Consider the following 15250-nt stretch of genomic DNA (forward strand, 5'->3'; position numbering starts at 1 on the left):
TTACCTCTTATTGTTGTTCTTGCTCAGCTTTCATAGCTAAAGCTTCTTCTTTATTGAATTTGTGTGCTACAACACGACGAACAAGGTATAAACCAGCGAAGATGAATGCAAGCAATCCTAACCATTGTGCTGTGCTTTCAAATTGAGGGCCTACTAATTCAAGTGGAGATTCACCACCACCAGTTGTAACAGACAATACAATAATAACAGCTATGATTACACCAATCAAGCTTTCACCAACAATCAAACCAGAAGCGAAGAGAACGCCGCGGCGGTTAGATTGTTCTACATCGTACTCAGCAAGTTCGCCAGCACGCATTTTAGCACGAGCTACTAGGTAACGACCTACGAAATAGCTAATGAAAGAACCTAAGATAAGAGGTACTTCCAATGTTGGAGGTAAGTAGATACCCATACCAACTGCCAATGGAGGCAATGTTAAAGAAGCTGTTGTGCTCTTAAGAATTAAGTTAACGATGATTGCTACTACGCCAACACCAACGCCGATCAAGATGTAGTTCCAATCCATGCTAGAACTGAAGATACCTTGAGCAATTGTAGTCATCAAAGTTGCTTGTGGAGCAGATAATGCAGCATTAGGATCCATTTCAGCACGTGGTAACGCACCTGTGAAGCCGTATGCTTGGTAAAGCAAGTTAAGAACAGGAGCAATTGCAATTGCACCAGCTACGGAGCCAAGTAACAACGCAATTTGTTGACGCCAAGGTGTAGCACCAACGAGTTGACCTGTTTTCAAGTCTTGCAAGTTATCGTTAGAAATAGATGCAATGGCGATAACTACGGATGTCATAAAGATAGCCATAGCTGTAGCGAATTGTACGCCTGCTTCTGTAGCGAACAAGTTATTTTCAGAAGCGATGAAGTACACCACTAGGGAAGAAATAATAGTCGCCAAGATACCAATACCAGAGATTGGAGATGCAGATGTACCGATAAGGCCTGCCATGTAACCACATGCAGCAGCTACGAAGAAGCCAATTAGCAATGCTACGAGAACACCTACGATAACAAGTGTCCACATTAAGCCTGCGCTAATAGGTACTGCAGATACGAAGTCCCAGAATGTAAGAACTAAGCCTAAAAGGATAATACCGAATACGATAATAACAGATTTTGTGCTCATATCTGTATCCATGCGATGCAATTCACGTTCAGAGGAACTGCTATTCATGGATTTAACAGAAATTTTCATACCTTCGATAATAGGTTTGATCAATGTAATCAAAGTCCAAATCGCTGCGATACCGATAGCACCTGCACCGATGAAACGAACTTTAGATTTCCAAACAGCCATTGCAAATTTAGCTGTAGCACCACCATCTGGAGCAAGCATGTTAGTCAAGTAAGGTACGAAGCCAGCCCAAGCGATGAGTACACCAACTAGGATAGCGATACCGGAAGCGATACCAATAAGGTAACCAGCACCTAACAACGCTGTAGAGAAGCCCAATGGAATTTGAGTAATACCCTTGCTACCTACAGGAAGCCAGAAGCTCATGCTGTCGCCAAGCACTTTGAAGCCATTCGCACAAAGACTGATAATACCAGCTACAAGACCACCGGATACGATATCTCCCATACCGGAGCTAGATTGAGGACCTTGGCCACCATTATGGGAACCAACCTTCAAGATTTCTGCTGCTGCACGGCCTTCTGGATATGGTAGATCACTATTTACTACCATGGCACGACGCAATGGAATGGTGAATAATACACCAAGGGAACCACCGCATGCGCAGAGCAAGAATGTTTGCCAGAATGGGAAACCATTCCAATAACCAAGCATTAATAGACCTGGCAAGATAAAGATAATTGCGGACAAAGTACCGGCTGCAGAAGCCTGTGTTTGTACCATGTTGTTTTCAAGAACGTTAGAATCCTTGAAGAAACGTAAAATTGCCATTGAAATAATGGCTGCCGGAATGGATGACGAGAATGTCAAACCAACCTTCAAACCGAGATATACGTTAGATGCTGTAAAAATTACAGTAATCAATGCACCAAGTAGCATCCCACGTAGTGTCAGTTCCGGCAGATGAAGGTCATGGCTCATAAAGTCATGTTTCATAAGTACTTACCTCCTCTGTGAAACTAGAGCTTACGACATATAATAAGCTACTTCCATTTTATCGTGTTAAAGCGCTGATTTCAATATATATGCGATATTTATAATGTATACATGTTTCATTAGACCATTAACTATGTAGAAAAAGGCAACAGTCCAAAAGCCTCCAAAGCCACCTACCCCGCTACGCGGGGCCGCTAAGTCGTTTTTGGACTGTCGCCTTTTCCCTCTCAAATTAGCCCTCTATGAAACATGTATGCAAATTAAATATAAATCATCGCATATATATTGGGAGAGGAGAAAAGGTGTATATGCACAAATCGCATATACACCTTTCCTCTATATGAAAATAGAAATCATTATCTTTTATTCTGTACAAATATACAGGATTTTATATAATTAAATTACCGACGATAAAGTCGGCATGTCTTTTAAGGAGGTTGTAAACATTATGGAAACAAGAATTGAATATGATTCAATGGGACCAGTCGAAGTCGACGCTAGACGAATTTACGGACCTCAAACGCAACGCTCGTTCAATAATTTCAAGATCGGTGACCACCGCATCCCTATTGAACAAATCAAAGCGCTTGCGCTTGTAAAAAAAGCATGTGCTTTAACCAATGCAAAATGTGGCGCAGTAACTGAGGAAAAAGCGAAACTCATTGCTCAAGTAGTAGATGAAATCGTGGACGGAAAATGGGATGATGAATTCCCATTGACTGTATTCCAAACAGGTTCTGGCACCCAAACTAACATGAATGTGAACGAGGTAATCGCTCACCGGGCTAAACAGTTAGATGAAAGCAACCCGCTTCATCCTAACGACGATGTAAACCGCGGCCAAAGTACAAACGATACATTCCCTACGGCAATGCATATCTGTGCGTACTTTGAAATTACAAAACGCGTAATTCCTGCATTGGACGGCCTTATCCAATCCTTCGAAAAATTGCAAGAAAAAGGTAAAGGCTTGCAAAAAGTTGGTCGTACGCATTTACAAGATGCTACTTTCATCATGGTAGACCAAGAAATCAGCGCCTTTGTAGAAGGCCTAAAAACTGCCAAAACTATGCTTGTCCAAAACGCTGACCACCTACTCGACGTAGCCCTCGGCGGCACTGCCGTTGGTACTGGTGTAAACACACCTAAAGGCTATCTAGACGTTATGGAAACTGTATTACCAGAGGTAACAGGTGCTCCATTCCGCGTTAAGAACAACAAATTCCAAGGCCTATCTTTGAAAGATGCTTTCATGATGGCTCACGGTGCACTCAATACATTAGCTACTACACTATTCAAAATTGCTAACGACGTCCGTTTCTTAGGCTCTGGCCCTCGCTGCGGCTATGGCGAATGGCATCTTCCTGAAAACGAACCGGGCTCCTCCATCATGCCAGGCAAGGTAAATCCTACACAATGTGAAGCCTTGGCCATGGTATGCGCCCAAGTATTCGGTCATAATACGACTATGACACTCTGTGCAGGCAGCGGTGCGTTCCAATTGAACGTGTACATGCCTATCATGATCTATGATTTTGTTGAAAGCTGTCGCCTCCTCTCAGATGCTATGAACTCTTTCACAACACACTGCATCGACGGCGTAGAATTTGTGCCGGAAAAACTCAACTTCTTCGTAGAACAATCCCTCATGATTGCTACATCCTTAACACCATATATCGGCTACGACAAGAGTGCTAAGGTTGTAAAAGAAGCATACAAACGCGGTTGTTCTATCAAAGAAATCATCTTGGAAGAAAAACTCATGACTGAAGACGAATTTGCTGAAGCAGTTCGCATGAAATAAAATCTCTCTCATCTCTATGACATATCTGTAACATCCTCTCATACCTCAAATGAACGGAAAATAAAAGGACGTAATAGTCTTGAAATCTTCAATAATACTTATTACTGAAGAATAGACTATTACGTCCTTTTTGTTTTATATGTCTTATAGCAATATTTAATTTAAACTAATGAAATTCTATAATAATGTACCTTTAAAAGCATCATTTTAAGCATAAAATATACTCCAATCAAAAAAATGCCTTATGCTATCCGCATTCATTATAATGATTTAAATATAATTCTATCCTCTTCACTAATTTGGCTCAGATCATCTTTTATAGATATAGATTTACCATAAATACGTTTTAAGTTATTAATGCTATCAATATCCTCTATTATACTAGCAGTATCATAAAATGAGTAATTGGGTATCTTTAAAATATCTGTACCTATTGGTGTTAATAAAACCCTAGTATAACCCGATTCCCCTTTTACATATAAATATGGAAATACCACCTTATGAGAAATTTTAGAAAATTCCAATCTAGTTTTATATGTGCTATCCTCTAGCATTCCACCAAACACAATTCGATAACGACCAAAACTATAAGAATCTACTAGTTCGGTATGTATCCCATAAAAATTTAAATAAATTATACTAAGTCCCACTAAAAAACATATGGCTAATATTTTATATATTGGAATCCTTATGTTATTCATTATATCTTACCTCATCTGTCTTAAACCCTAATACGATATAGTATCGGAACTTTTATTTATAAATTATGACTTCAATACATACTTAATAAAAAGAAAACCTAAAACATAAAATATTACTACACCAAGATATACATATGGTAATGAGCTTAGCAATTCATCAATTGGAATACCATTTAAAAGACGATATAAAATCTGAACTATAGGAAATAAAATAGCTACGATTATAATACTATAAAATAAAAACTTAAAAACACTTTTCACATTACTACTCCCACAAAACAAAAAACTCTATATAAATACTCTTTTATACTCCACTTTTTACTTCTCTAATATCTCATAAATTTTATAGCTATTAATACCATAAAAAATACAATTAGAAAAACATATTTCATATTAAATAGATTATTAATCTCTTTAAATCCATTTTTCTTAAATGCTTGTATTAACAGCTTTACTTGTTTACGACTTAATATATATAAAATTATATGCAATACTATCCCCGCTAGTATTGCTGCTTTTAGATTTCCTTCGTATCCACCAGTTATCATTGAGCAGATAAAAGCTATATCCATAAGAATAATTGGAATAGTACATATAATAACTCTGTAGATAAAAAATTTGCTATACATTAATCTACACCTATAAAATAGCCCTACAATATCAATGTTTCAATCTAATCAATCATTCAATTACATATCATCCACAATAATATAGCTGTTATGAAATATAAATAATACCGAAAAACCTTTGCATTAGAATAGCTTTTTGAGGATTTAAGTTTAAATGTTGCAATGATCTCAACAATAACTAAGATACCCATATTTACATAGAGTAAACTAAGATAATCAACTAAATCGGGAATAAAAAATGTCTGCACTATAAGAAAGAGGCTGATTGGAACCCCTAAACCTAAGAAAAGACCATATAGATTAGGGGATTTCAACTCCATATCACTTTTTAAAATATAGAGTCTAAACAACCTATATAAATAATAAGCCAAAAGACCTACAGGTAATCCGATTTTATAAATAGACAACGGAATCATTTATTAATACACTCTCTTCTTTAAGCAACACAACTAAAAATTTTAACTCTAATATATCACAATTATTATATAAGTTCATATAATAAAAAGAGGCATTGTATCTAAAATACAATGCCTCTTTTTATTTGTAACCTATGTTTTTCTAATATCTCACAAGTTTTATAGTCATTAACATGATCAAAGATATGATAAAAACCATCTGTTTCGTACTTAGCAGTTCATAGGTCTCGTTAAATGTATTATTCTCAAATGCTTGTATTATCAGTATTTCTTGCTTACTGAATTCTAGGTATATATCTAAATGGCATCCAATTGCCACTAGTATTGCTATTTTGAGATATCCCTTATATATATCCGCTGTCATTTCGTAGATTAAAGAGATATCAAATAGCATGAGCACAATAATACATATAAGGATTTTATAGATAAAGGATTTACTATACATGATTGTATCCCTATAATGAGCTCACTTTTATTCTAAGGAGCTCACCTTTACTTCTAAGCTACTCCGTCAAAGAATGTAATGACTGTAATTTCTCGTGGGCAGTTGATACGGATTGGGAACCAATGACCTGAGCCGTTATTAACATAGCACACGCTTTGTTCTTCTACGTAGCGACCTTTTGTATATGGTGTGCCTGTTGGTACCAACGGCATGCCCATGAAGACGATTTGACCACCGTGAGTATGACCAGAGAGGGTCAACGGAATTTTACGTTCAATGGCTTCTTCAAAGAATTCAGGGTGATGTGCCAATAGGATAACAAAGGCGTAGTCAGGAATACCAGATAAAGCCTTATCGATCATAGCTTCACGTTTTTCTTTTTCCCGATCATTGTCATACGCAACACCAGCAATGTATACAGGTTGCTTACCACCCATAATTTGAATATTGCTATTCACAAGGATGTTCATCGGTGTATTGTGTTTCAATTCGTCTAGTACCTTATTCACATCGTGATGGTACTCATGATTGCCCAAGATGAAATCGACACCGTCTGGAATTTGTTTTGCAAAGGTTGTCAGTCTTTCACAGACTTGTGGTAACCAAGCGATTTTATCGATTAAATCACCAGTGATGACAACGCGATTAGGCTTCTCTACAAGGGCTAGCTTTAAAATTTCATCAAGGTCATCTAAATCGATGCTTGGCCCAACGTGGATATCACTGAGTTGGACGATTTTATAGTCCTTTAAGCCAGGTGGTAAGTTCGTATACCCAAAGCTTTCATGAGTGACCTCAATCTCATGTTGCCCTACATAGGCTGCATAGCTAGAACCACCGATTGTTGCTAACGGCACCACTGTTGCTGCCGTTCTAAAGAAAGCACGACGGCCTGTTCTATTTTCCTCTGGCGTTTTGCTCCAAATCTTATTAACCGCCCAGTATAACAAGCTGAGAACGATGAATACAGGAATAGCCAAGAATAAGCCAAAGAGAAAACCGTAGCTTTCAGTACGGAACATATTCATCAACGGATAATACATCGTTCCATATAGATCTACTTGATTAAGTATATAGTATCGGATTGCGGCGAACCACGCACCGATAATGATTATATAGCCCACCCAGGCAGGCCATTTCTTTTTAGGCTTCCACAAGTTGAGAAATAGAGCCCAAAATCCTACCAATCCTATTACGAGGATAGCAGAAAAAATGATATTAAATAGAATTCTCATTCATTGCTCCTACAAATTATTTTGCAATCTCCGTCAATTTACCATGAGGACCTGCCCAAGCATAATCGGCGAACTCATCGCGCTTGATGAGCATCCAGTCCTTTGGCAATTGCTTTTGGATATCTCCGATCCTTATATTCTTAGCATCTCCTACGTACGTTAAATCGCCGCGGAATGCTTTCATGAACCATTTTCGATGAGAGAAAATATGTGTTATCTCTTTTACTAATACTGGTTGCAAGGACAGTTCAAAACCTAGGTCCTTAACTAACTCCTCAAGGCCTTGTTCCCCTTCGCCAAAGGCAGATACCATTTCCACAGATGGGAATTCCCACATGGACCGTAACAGTCCACGGTTAGGACGTTTGTGCAATAGATAATAGTCTTCGTATTGCAAGATCCCCACAAATAGAGGCACCTCTACTACCTTTGTTTTCTTGATACGTACTGGTAGTTTATCAGTATCTTTATGTTGGTATGCTTCGCACATGTTTACAATAGGACATTCTCCACAGCGTGGAGTTTTTGGAATGCACACGGCAGAGCCAAAGTCCATCAAGGCTTGGTTAAAGTCGCCAGGTCGATCGTGAGGCAATGTTTCCTCTACGATAGCAGTTATGGCCTTCTTGCCTTTCATGCTCAAAATATCGTCAAAGATGCGATATAAACGAGCATAGATGCGCAGTACATTGCCATCTACAGCCACCTCTGGTTCGTTGTACGCCATGGATAGAACAGCCCCAGCCGTATATGACCCTACCCCCTTCAAGGACTCCATAGTCTTGCGATCATGAGGCACGATACCACCGTAGTTTTCCACGACGTCCTTTACACCAAGGCGCAAGTTACGAGCCCGGCTATAATAGCCAAGCCCTTGCCAAGCGTGAACTACCTCATCTTCAGACGCCTTTGCCAAATCTTCTAAGGTTGGAAATAGTCGCATCCAGTTATCATAATAAGGCTTCATCGCCTCAATGCGGGTCTGTTGGCTCATCACCTCGGAAACCCAAACCTTATAAGGGTCTCCACAATCACGCCACGGCAAATCCCGCTTATTCACATCATACCACGCTAATAGCTGTGGCACCCACTTGGGGCTCTTTTTATCAGTCATATTACCTCAATATATTATAAATTTATTTACATTAGCTAATATATTCAATATCAATAAATTAACCATTAATATAGAGATCAATGCGCGCCAAGTGTTCACTTTCAAGAACGGTATCAACGGTGGTTAAATCCATTTTATCTACAGAGCTATTGTCTCGACCAAATACGATAGGTCCTTTTAATTTCTTACCTTCTAGCAGCATCGGCAACCATTGGCGATCACCATCCCACATGCGCTCGTAGGGAATTTCGTCTACTGTCAGCCAATGAGGCTCCATTTCGTCCGTTTCCTCTACATGGCCTGTGAAAGTACGCAAAAAATACACATAACCGACATGTGTTAAGCTTTCATCAAAAGGAAATTGAAAGTCAAAAGCCGCTACACATTCTAAATCTTCTGGGCGACCATGAAGGCCAGATTCCTCAAACAACTCACGGATGGCGCAGTCTCGGAAGCTTTCACCAGCCTCGAGTTTACCACCGAATCCATTATATTTATCAGCCCCGAAACCACGTTTTTTACGACCTAGCAATATACGATTTTGTTCATCAATAGGAAATACAAGCGTCGTCGGTTTCATAGAGCCTCCTTAATCATTTATATAATACCCTATTATTATACCATTATTTCATGTACGAATGGGCTAATTATGGTATGATTAAGAGTATAGATTTTCTTACGAGGAAGGAGGCACATGATGAATAAACCACTACGATTTAACATCGCACTAGGGCGTACTAAGCCTGTTAATATTCGGAACGAAGAAGTGCGCTGCCCCTTCTGTGATCGTTCAAAATTAACGGATATCCTAGATACATCGGGTCATATCATTTGGCTCATGAACAAATATCCTGTACTAGATAAAACATGGCCCACGGTTATTATCGAAACAGAAACGGATGAAGGTGAATTTTCCACCTTACCGGCTGATGAAGCAGCCCGTATTCTCCAATTCGGCCTTGATAAATGGCGTGAAACACGAGAACGTAAAGAGTTCAAATCCGTATTATTCTTTAAAAACCATGGTTATATGTCCGGTGGTTCCATTCGTCATCCTCACAGCCAAATCATAGGCCTTGAAGATTACGATTACCACGAAGATATTACAGCTCAAAATATGGAAGGCTGGCTCTTACACGAGGATCAAGATGTGCGCATCACCTTGTCCACGCAGCCCATCATTGGCTTTTTTGAGTACAATATACGCTTTAAACCAGATGCACCTGTGCGCTCCGTAGCGCTAAGATTACAGCAAGTATTGCGTTATGTATTGCGCAGCATCGCCAATTATAGCCAGTCCTATAACTATTTTGTATATAATCTTGAGGACGGCTACGACTATATCAAGGTTGTGGCCCGTTATGTAACAACACCACTCTATGTGGGCTACAAAATTCCTCAAACTTGCGACGAAGAGCGGGCTGCAAAAATCATCCAAGACATTGCGCCGTACTTCCACGCTTCAAAATAGTTTTGCTTATACATATTGTATCTAAATAATTTTGATATATTTGAAAGGATGTTTATGAAAGTATTTGCCATCGGCGATCTCCATCTATCTGGCAATCCTCCAACGAAGCCGATGGATATTTTTGGTCCCCATTGGGATAATCACTGGATCCGCATCAAAGAAGATTGGATGGCCCGTGTAACAGACGAAGATATAGTTTTTCTCGTAGGTGACATGAGTTGGGCCCTTCGACTAGATGAAGCAGCTTGCGATTTACAAGAAATTGCATCCATGCCGGGCAAGAAATATATGATCCGCGGCAACCACGATTACTGGTGGGCCTCTGCCAACAAGATGCGTAACCTCATGGGCGATGCGATCACCTTTTTACAAGGTCACGGTACAGCACAGATTATTCAAACAGAAGAAGGCCCTCGCATCATTGCTTTTGGTGGAACACGCGCCTACCTCTGTCCTGGAGACTCCCATTTCACTCCTGAAACAGACCAATCCATTTACGACAGAGAACTAATGCGCACCGAAGCAGCGCTGCAAGAAATGGATAAAGCTGTAGAAACACTAATGAAATCATTCAAATCAGAAATAAATGTAGATACTACAGACTCTGATAAAAACAATCTACCAACCATAGATATAAACAAGATACCAGTAACAAAAATCCTATTGTTACACTATCCTCCATTCAATGAATCCAATACACCCTCAGGCTTTACGGATCTCATGGAGACATACAATATAGATACGTGTATCTTTGGACATTTACACGATCAAATATCCTTTAAACGTATTCCAAAGGAGTTTGGCTTCACAAAATTAGAGCTAGTATCTGCAGACTATTTAGACTTTAGACTGAAAGAAATTATGTAAGGAGAGACCATGAGTCGCATTCATAAAGAACATTTACAAGCGGGCTATATTTTTGGTGATACTATTAACCAAGAATATATTTACTTGCCCTCTGGTGAGGTAGGCACCGACCATCCGTTAGCAGTTCTGGAAACACCGACAAAGCGTGAGGACATTACGTTGGACGAGGCAGTCCACATGATTGACACCCTTACGTTAAAACGTTGTAGCCATCCTACACTAGGGAAAAAATCATTTTAATACTATAATGGCACTAACAAATTAAGCGGGTAGATATCTACCCGCTTTTTGTATGGACTTATACAGTTTTTAGATGTTCTATAAAAGGATTATCCCAAGAAGCCACCATGGCCCATACGAATACAATCTTCTTTTGTGATTTCATCGTCTGCGACAAGGCGTGGCAAGATTTCATCAAAAGCAGTCGGTTTGCTGAATAATACGCCGCCTGGAACGCCGAGGATTGGCGTACCATCTGCGCAGTATGCAATACAAACCATGGATCCTGGCAATACAGGCAAACCATAAGTTACTACGCGGTCTGCATAGCGTTTAATGGCCCCTGGTGTTAAATCGTCAGGGTCAACGCTCATGCCACCAGTACAAAAAATAATATCAGCACCAGCTTGTTTTACCTTGTCTATAGCGGCCACGATGTCGTCTGTATTATCTGTTACGATTTCATGAGCTACCTTTTTTACGCCGAATTCAGCACAACGTTCTTCAATGATTGGTGTGAATGCATCTTTAATACGGCCTTCAAATACTTCGGAGCCAGTAGTAACGATACCCATTGTTTTGCGTACGAATGGTTTTACATTGAGTAAAGGATGACCATTAGCGATTTTCTTCGCATCCTCTACTTGTTGTTCCTCTAATAACAATGGAATACAACGCATGCCTGCTAATTTATCGCCTGCTTTCACAGGTGTATTGTTAAATCTCGTTACTATGGTAAGCTCGCCAATACTATTAATAGCATGTAAGCGATCTACATCAACTTTAAAGAGGCCGTCTACGTCTGCAATGGCTTCGATTTTGCCTTGCGCCATAGGTCCGTCATGCATATTTTCGCTACCTGCCATATTGTACAAGGCGCGTGCCACATCCTCTTCGTGTAAGAATCCTTCATCTTCAGGCTCCATCACAAAGATATGTTCTTTACCAAGGTCTAATAATTTTGGAATATCCTCTTCCGTAATAACATGGCCTCGGCGGAACGGTGTATCTTTCACCTCGCCGATAACAATACGTACTAAATCATGTATTAATGCATGCCCTACAGCATCTTGTGTTCTAATTGATTTCATTTCTTTCCCCTTTAATTCAAAATTTTATGTCATATATTGAATTCTAAATTCTATTCGAATATTAAATTCTAAATTCTACTAAAATGTAAAACTCTGAATTCTATACAATGTATGTTATAACAACAAAATGTATCTAATCCTATTCTGAATATCTTACAAATTAGTATATAAATATCTTCCGAATAAGACCTAAATAGTCTTATGTATTAATCATATAAAAACGGCTTTATATATGCTGTAACTCAAGTCACCTTATTGGCCAAGATCAGATCGCACAGAGTATACGCGCAAGTAATACACCAATCCAGCAAAGGATTAAGCCCCCTACAACTTGTACAAAGCCATAGAATAAAGCTTGTACATAGGACTCAGACATCATCAGTTGTAGCATTTCAAAAGCAAAAGTGGAGAATGTTGTAAATGCACCTAGCCCACCTACAACTAAGAAAAATCTCGCCAACTGTGGTAAGTCTGGCTTTTGCATGTATAGCCCTAGTACAAGGCCAATAATGAGGCAACCGATAAGGTTTACTACGACCGTTCCATACGGAAAAGAGCTCACCTTTGTCATAACCCATTCACCAAGAGCCATACGACATAACGCTCCAACGGCTCCACCGAGGGCAACTGCAATGTATTTTTCCATATTGCCTCCACTACTTACAGTACTATCCTACGATTTTCACAATACGTGTAATTATCTGAAATAACCGATAATTATCTAGTTTTCTATATTAGTCAATCACCAATAGTCTCAGTATACTATATTTAGAGAGCAGGGAAAAGGAAGGAATCCCTATGAAATCTGCATCGACACCTCTAACTGAGCTACGAATCAACACCTATGAAGATCCGGTCTTACAGCATCAGTATGTTTGTTTAGGCCATAAAATTGCCCATATTCGCATATCTCTAAACATGTCTCAATATGAGCTAGCACACCACGTGGGCATTAGCCGCAGTTATTTAAGCAAGCTAGAATGTGGTACAGGCATATCTGGCATGTCCTTAGAGATTCTATTTAAAATCGCTGAAGCATTCCAAATTGACGTAGCGCAACTCGTAAGGCTGCGCATCGTAGATTATAAAAGCTGTAATGCGCATCTTTCATCACACTACAAACGATTAGAGTTTCTAAATCATACGAGGAACAGTACACCAGCTAAAGCCGAGCCAAAACTAAGTTAAATTAATCAAATACTCTAAAATCGATCCTACAGAAAAAGCCCCGCCAACGGTGGAGCCTTTCATATAGTATGCCCAATTAAAGGCATTATACTTCATTAAGTTTTTTATGTTGTACCTCAGCATTTGCTTTTTTGAAGATAAATGCATTATTAATGTGCTGACGCATAGCATTTTCTGCTGCCACTTCATCATGACGCTCAATAGCATCTACGATATGATCATGTTCATCGTCGCAATCATGTGTACGCACTGCATTGAAGGAGCTGATGTACATATCGCGATTAACGCGTTCACGGAAGCTCGCAAGGTATTCTACAACGCGTTCATTACCAGAGTAATGAGCGATCATTGTATGGAATCGACTGTTTACTTCAACACGTTCTGTAGCATCTTCAATTTCATGCATTTCTTTACAAATCTCACGTAATTCTTTAATTTGTTCGTCTGTAGCATGACGTGCACAAAGTCTTGCACCAAGGCCTTCCATTACTTCACGCACTTGATACAACGCAACGATTTCCTCTGGAGTATCGGACTTTACAGTAACGCCCTTCCAAGGAACAATCACTACGAGATTATCCTTCGCCAATTTGCGGAATGCTTCACGCACAGGTGTAGCACTCACTTGCAATTGCTCTGCAATTTTTACTTCGTTAAGCTTTTCTTGCGGCATCAATTCGCCTGTTAAGATAGCTGTTTTTAATGTCAAATAAACTTGTTCACTGAGCGGCAAGCGTTCAATGGAATCCACTGCGGATAATTTATATTTATCTTTCGAATCTTGTTTTCCCATTACTATCCCCTAATCTTATATCCCGTTATATCTTTCATACTTTCAAAGAACGGCTAAAATGAGTATAATATATTGTACGATATATTTTTTATTTTGAATAAATATGTCATATATGATTTAGTGCATATAATACAATTATAGAGCCCATATCTAAGACTGTCAATTTAACGATAGATAATAGCTATATCTCATTTTTGAAAGTAAGGAAGTTATATCATGAGCCGTTGTTTGGTAATCATAAACCCTGTATCGGGTGGCGGTGCGGCGCGCCGATATGCCCTCGATTTACAATGGAAATTGAGCACCTTATTCGAAACGATTGAGGTCAAATTCACCACCGGTGAAGGAGATGCTACACGTTTTGCTAAGGATGCTTGCGAACGCGGATTCGATGCTGTATTCTGCATGGGTGGTGACGGCACCGTAAATGAAACCGTAAACGGTATTGCCCAAGGGGGCTTCAAATCTACCTTTGGTTTTATACCAGTAGGTACTGTTAACGATATGTCTCGTGCCCTTGGCATTCACCAAAATCCAACACAAGCGATCAAACGTATTAATATCAATCAAACTCGTACCATTGATATCGGTCGTTGCAATGATAAATATTTCTGCAACAACATCGCAGCCGGTGTTATTCCAAAGGTAATCGAAGAGGTTACTCCAAAGGAAAAAAGTATTTTAGGCCCACTCGCCTACTTCTTGCGCGCCGGCCAAGCATTGTTCACAACGAAGGACTATACCTATCGCATCCAAACAGAGAACGATGATTTTATTTGTAAATCCCCGCTCGTGTTAGCATTGCTTACCAATGTAGTATCTAGCTTTGAACGCTTTATGCCAGAAGCCTCTGTAGACGATGGCTATATGCGTATCATCATTTTCAAGGAATATTTCATTCTCGATATTCTCAGCGTACTACCACTCATCATTAGTGGCGCCATTTATAACTCCCGTTATACAACAACGCTAACCGTTAAAAAAGCTCATATTGAACTATTATCTAATATCGGTGATTTACCTACTAATATGGACGGCGATCAAGGTCCATCCATGCCGGTAGATATCGAAGTATTGCCGCGTGTACTAAAAGTATTTGCACCAGCAAAGCACAAAAAGAAAAAGGCTTTGAATTTGCCTATATTACCGCATATATAACACAAAAGCTCTCTATCAAAAGATAGAGAG

Annotated in this window: 14 protein-coding genes; 6 read left to right on the forward strand and 8 right to left on the reverse strand. The window is 39.4% G+C overall.

Features of this window, described 5'->3' with window-relative positions; genetic code table 11:
- Positions 1-7: 7 nt before the first annotated feature.
- Positions 8-2089: an OPT family oligopeptide transporter gene (locus EL171_RS08945; protein ID WP_005385184.1), complete on the reverse strand. Its 2082-nt coding sequence runs from the start codon at positions 2087-2089 to the stop codon at positions 8-10.
- Positions 2090-2537: 448 nt separating this feature from the next.
- Between EL171_RS08945 and EL171_RS08950 the strand changes: the two genes are divergently transcribed.
- Positions 2538-3893, forward strand: coding sequence for a class II fumarate hydratase (locus EL171_RS08950; RefSeq protein ID WP_039968886.1), 1356 nt, complete (start codon positions 2538-2540; stop codon positions 3891-3893).
- A 260-nt stretch (positions 3894-4153) separates the two neighbouring features.
- On the opposite strand, the gene EL171_RS08955 is transcribed toward EL171_RS08950, so the two are convergent.
- From EL171_RS08955 to EL171_RS08980, 4 genes are all read right to left on the reverse strand, one after another.
- Positions 4154-4594 carry a hypothetical protein gene (locus EL171_RS08955; RefSeq protein WP_005385180.1) on the reverse strand — a complete coding sequence of 147 codons (441 nt, stop codon included), beginning with the start codon at positions 4592-4594 and terminating at the stop codon, positions 4154-4156.
- Between the two features lie 1543 nt (positions 4595-6137).
- Positions 6138-7319, reverse strand: a complete 1182-nt coding sequence (locus EL171_RS08970; protein WP_005385173.1) for a metallophosphoesterase — start codon at positions 7317-7319, stop codon at positions 6138-6140.
- A gap of 16 nt (positions 7320-7335) precedes the next feature.
- On the reverse strand, positions 7336-8433 hold the full coding sequence (gene mutY / locus EL171_RS08975) for an A/G-specific adenine glycosylase (protein WP_005385172.1): 1098 nt from the start codon (positions 8431-8433) through the stop codon (positions 7336-7338).
- 58 nt (positions 8434-8491) lie between these two features.
- Positions 8492-9013 (reverse strand): 8-oxo-dGTP diphosphatase, encoded by a 522-nt coding sequence (locus tag EL171_RS08980; RefSeq protein ID WP_005385170.1) that lies wholly within the window; start codon positions 9011-9013, stop codon positions 8492-8494.
- 117 nt (positions 9014-9130) lie between these two features.
- Between EL171_RS08980 and EL171_RS08985 the strand changes: the two genes are divergently transcribed.
- Genes EL171_RS08985 through EL171_RS08995 form a run of 3 tightly spaced genes read left to right on the forward strand, consistent with a single transcriptional unit; the run spans position 9131 to position 11011 of the window.
- Positions 9131-9904 (forward strand): DUF4931 domain-containing protein, encoded by a 774-nt coding sequence (locus tag EL171_RS08985; RefSeq protein WP_024066537.1) that lies wholly within the window; start codon positions 9131-9133, stop codon positions 9902-9904.
- 54 nt (positions 9905-9958) lie between these two features.
- Positions 9959-10771, forward strand: coding sequence for a metallophosphoesterase (locus EL171_RS08990; protein WP_039968882.1), 813 nt, complete (start codon positions 9959-9961; stop codon positions 10769-10771).
- A 9-nt stretch (positions 10772-10780) separates the two neighbouring features.
- A complete protein-coding gene (locus tag EL171_RS08995; protein ID WP_005385164.1) occupies positions 10781-11011 on the forward strand; it encodes a hypothetical protein in 231 nt (76 codons plus the stop codon).
- Between the two features lie 89 nt (positions 11012-11100).
- Here EL171_RS08995 and EL171_RS09000 read toward each other — a convergent pair whose 3' ends face one another.
- Together EL171_RS09000 and crcB are read right to left on the reverse strand one after the other, a co-directional pair.
- Entirely contained in the window at positions 11101-12081 is a 981-nt protein-coding gene (locus EL171_RS09000) for a molybdopterin-binding protein (RefSeq protein WP_005385162.1), read from the reverse strand.
- 265 nt (positions 12082-12346) lie between these two features.
- A complete protein-coding gene (crcB, locus tag EL171_RS09005) occupies positions 12347-12727 on the reverse strand; it encodes a fluoride efflux transporter CrcB (RefSeq protein WP_005385160.1) in 381 nt (126 codons plus the stop codon).
- Positions 12728-12879: 152 nt separating this feature from the next.
- On the opposite strand from crcB, the gene EL171_RS09010 reads away from it, so the two are divergent.
- The gene (locus tag EL171_RS09010) at positions 12880-13269 is read left to right on the forward strand and encodes a helix-turn-helix domain-containing protein (RefSeq protein ID WP_005385158.1); all 390 of its coding nucleotides are present in this window, start codon (positions 12880-12882) and stop codon (positions 13267-13269) included.
- Between the two features lie 85 nt (positions 13270-13354).
- On the opposite strand, the gene EL171_RS09015 is transcribed toward EL171_RS09010, so the two are convergent.
- Positions 13355-14062 (reverse strand): GntR family transcriptional regulator, encoded by a 708-nt coding sequence (locus EL171_RS09015; RefSeq protein WP_005385157.1) that lies wholly within the window; start codon positions 14060-14062, stop codon positions 13355-13357.
- A gap of 216 nt (positions 14063-14278) precedes the next feature.
- Between EL171_RS09015 and EL171_RS09020 the strand changes: the two genes are divergently transcribed.
- Positions 14279-15220, forward strand: a complete 942-nt coding sequence (locus EL171_RS09020) for a diacylglycerol/lipid kinase family protein (protein WP_005385155.1) — start codon at positions 14279-14281, stop codon at positions 15218-15220.
- Positions 15221-15250: the final 30 nt, after the last annotated feature.

This window comes from Veillonella dispar, from assembly GCF_900637515.1.
GTDB lineage: Bacteria > Bacillota > Negativicutes > Veillonellales > Veillonellaceae > Veillonella > Veillonella dispar.

Coding starts and splice junctions, on each gene's coding strand:
- EL171_RS08945 (WP_005385184.1), bottom strand. CDS start 2,089: ATGAAACATGACTTTATGAGCCATGACCTTCATCTGCCGGAACTGACA.
- EL171_RS08950 (WP_039968886.1), top strand. CDS start 2,538: ATGGAAACAAGAATTGAATATGATTCAATGGGACCAGTCGAAGTCGAC.
- EL171_RS08955 (WP_005385180.1), bottom strand. CDS start 4,594: ATGAATAACATAAGGATTCCAATATATAAAATATTAGCCATATGTTTT.
- EL171_RS08970 (WP_005385173.1), bottom strand. CDS start 7,319: ATGAGAATTCTATTTAATATCATTTTTTCTGCTATCCTCGTAATAGGA.
- mutY (WP_005385172.1), bottom strand. CDS start 8,433: ATGACTGATAAAAAGAGCCCCAAGTGGGTGCCACAGCTATTAGCGTGG.
- EL171_RS08980 (WP_005385170.1), bottom strand. CDS start 9,013: ATGAAACCGACGACGCTTGTATTTCCTATTGATGAACAAAATCGTATA.
- EL171_RS08985 (WP_024066537.1), top strand. CDS start 9,131: ATGAATAAACCACTACGATTTAACATCGCACTAGGGCGTACTAAGCCT.
- EL171_RS08990 (WP_039968882.1), top strand. CDS start 9,959: ATGAAAGTATTTGCCATCGGCGATCTCCATCTATCTGGCAATCCTCCA.
- EL171_RS08995 (WP_005385164.1), top strand. CDS start 10,781: ATGAGTCGCATTCATAAAGAACATTTACAAGCGGGCTATATTTTTGGT.
- EL171_RS09000 (WP_005385162.1), bottom strand. CDS start 12,081: ATGAAATCAATTAGAACACAAGATGCTGTAGGGCATGCATTAATACAT.
- crcB (WP_005385160.1), bottom strand. CDS start 12,727: ATGGAAAAATACATTGCAGTTGCCCTCGGTGGAGCCGTTGGAGCGTTA.
- EL171_RS09010 (WP_005385158.1), top strand. CDS start 12,880: ATGAAATCTGCATCGACACCTCTAACTGAGCTACGAATCAACACCTAT.
- EL171_RS09015 (WP_005385157.1), bottom strand. CDS start 14,062: ATGGGAAAACAAGATTCGAAAGATAAATATAAATTATCCGCAGTGGAT.
- EL171_RS09020 (WP_005385155.1), top strand. CDS start 14,279: ATGAGCCGTTGTTTGGTAATCATAAACCCTGTATCGGGTGGCGGTGCG.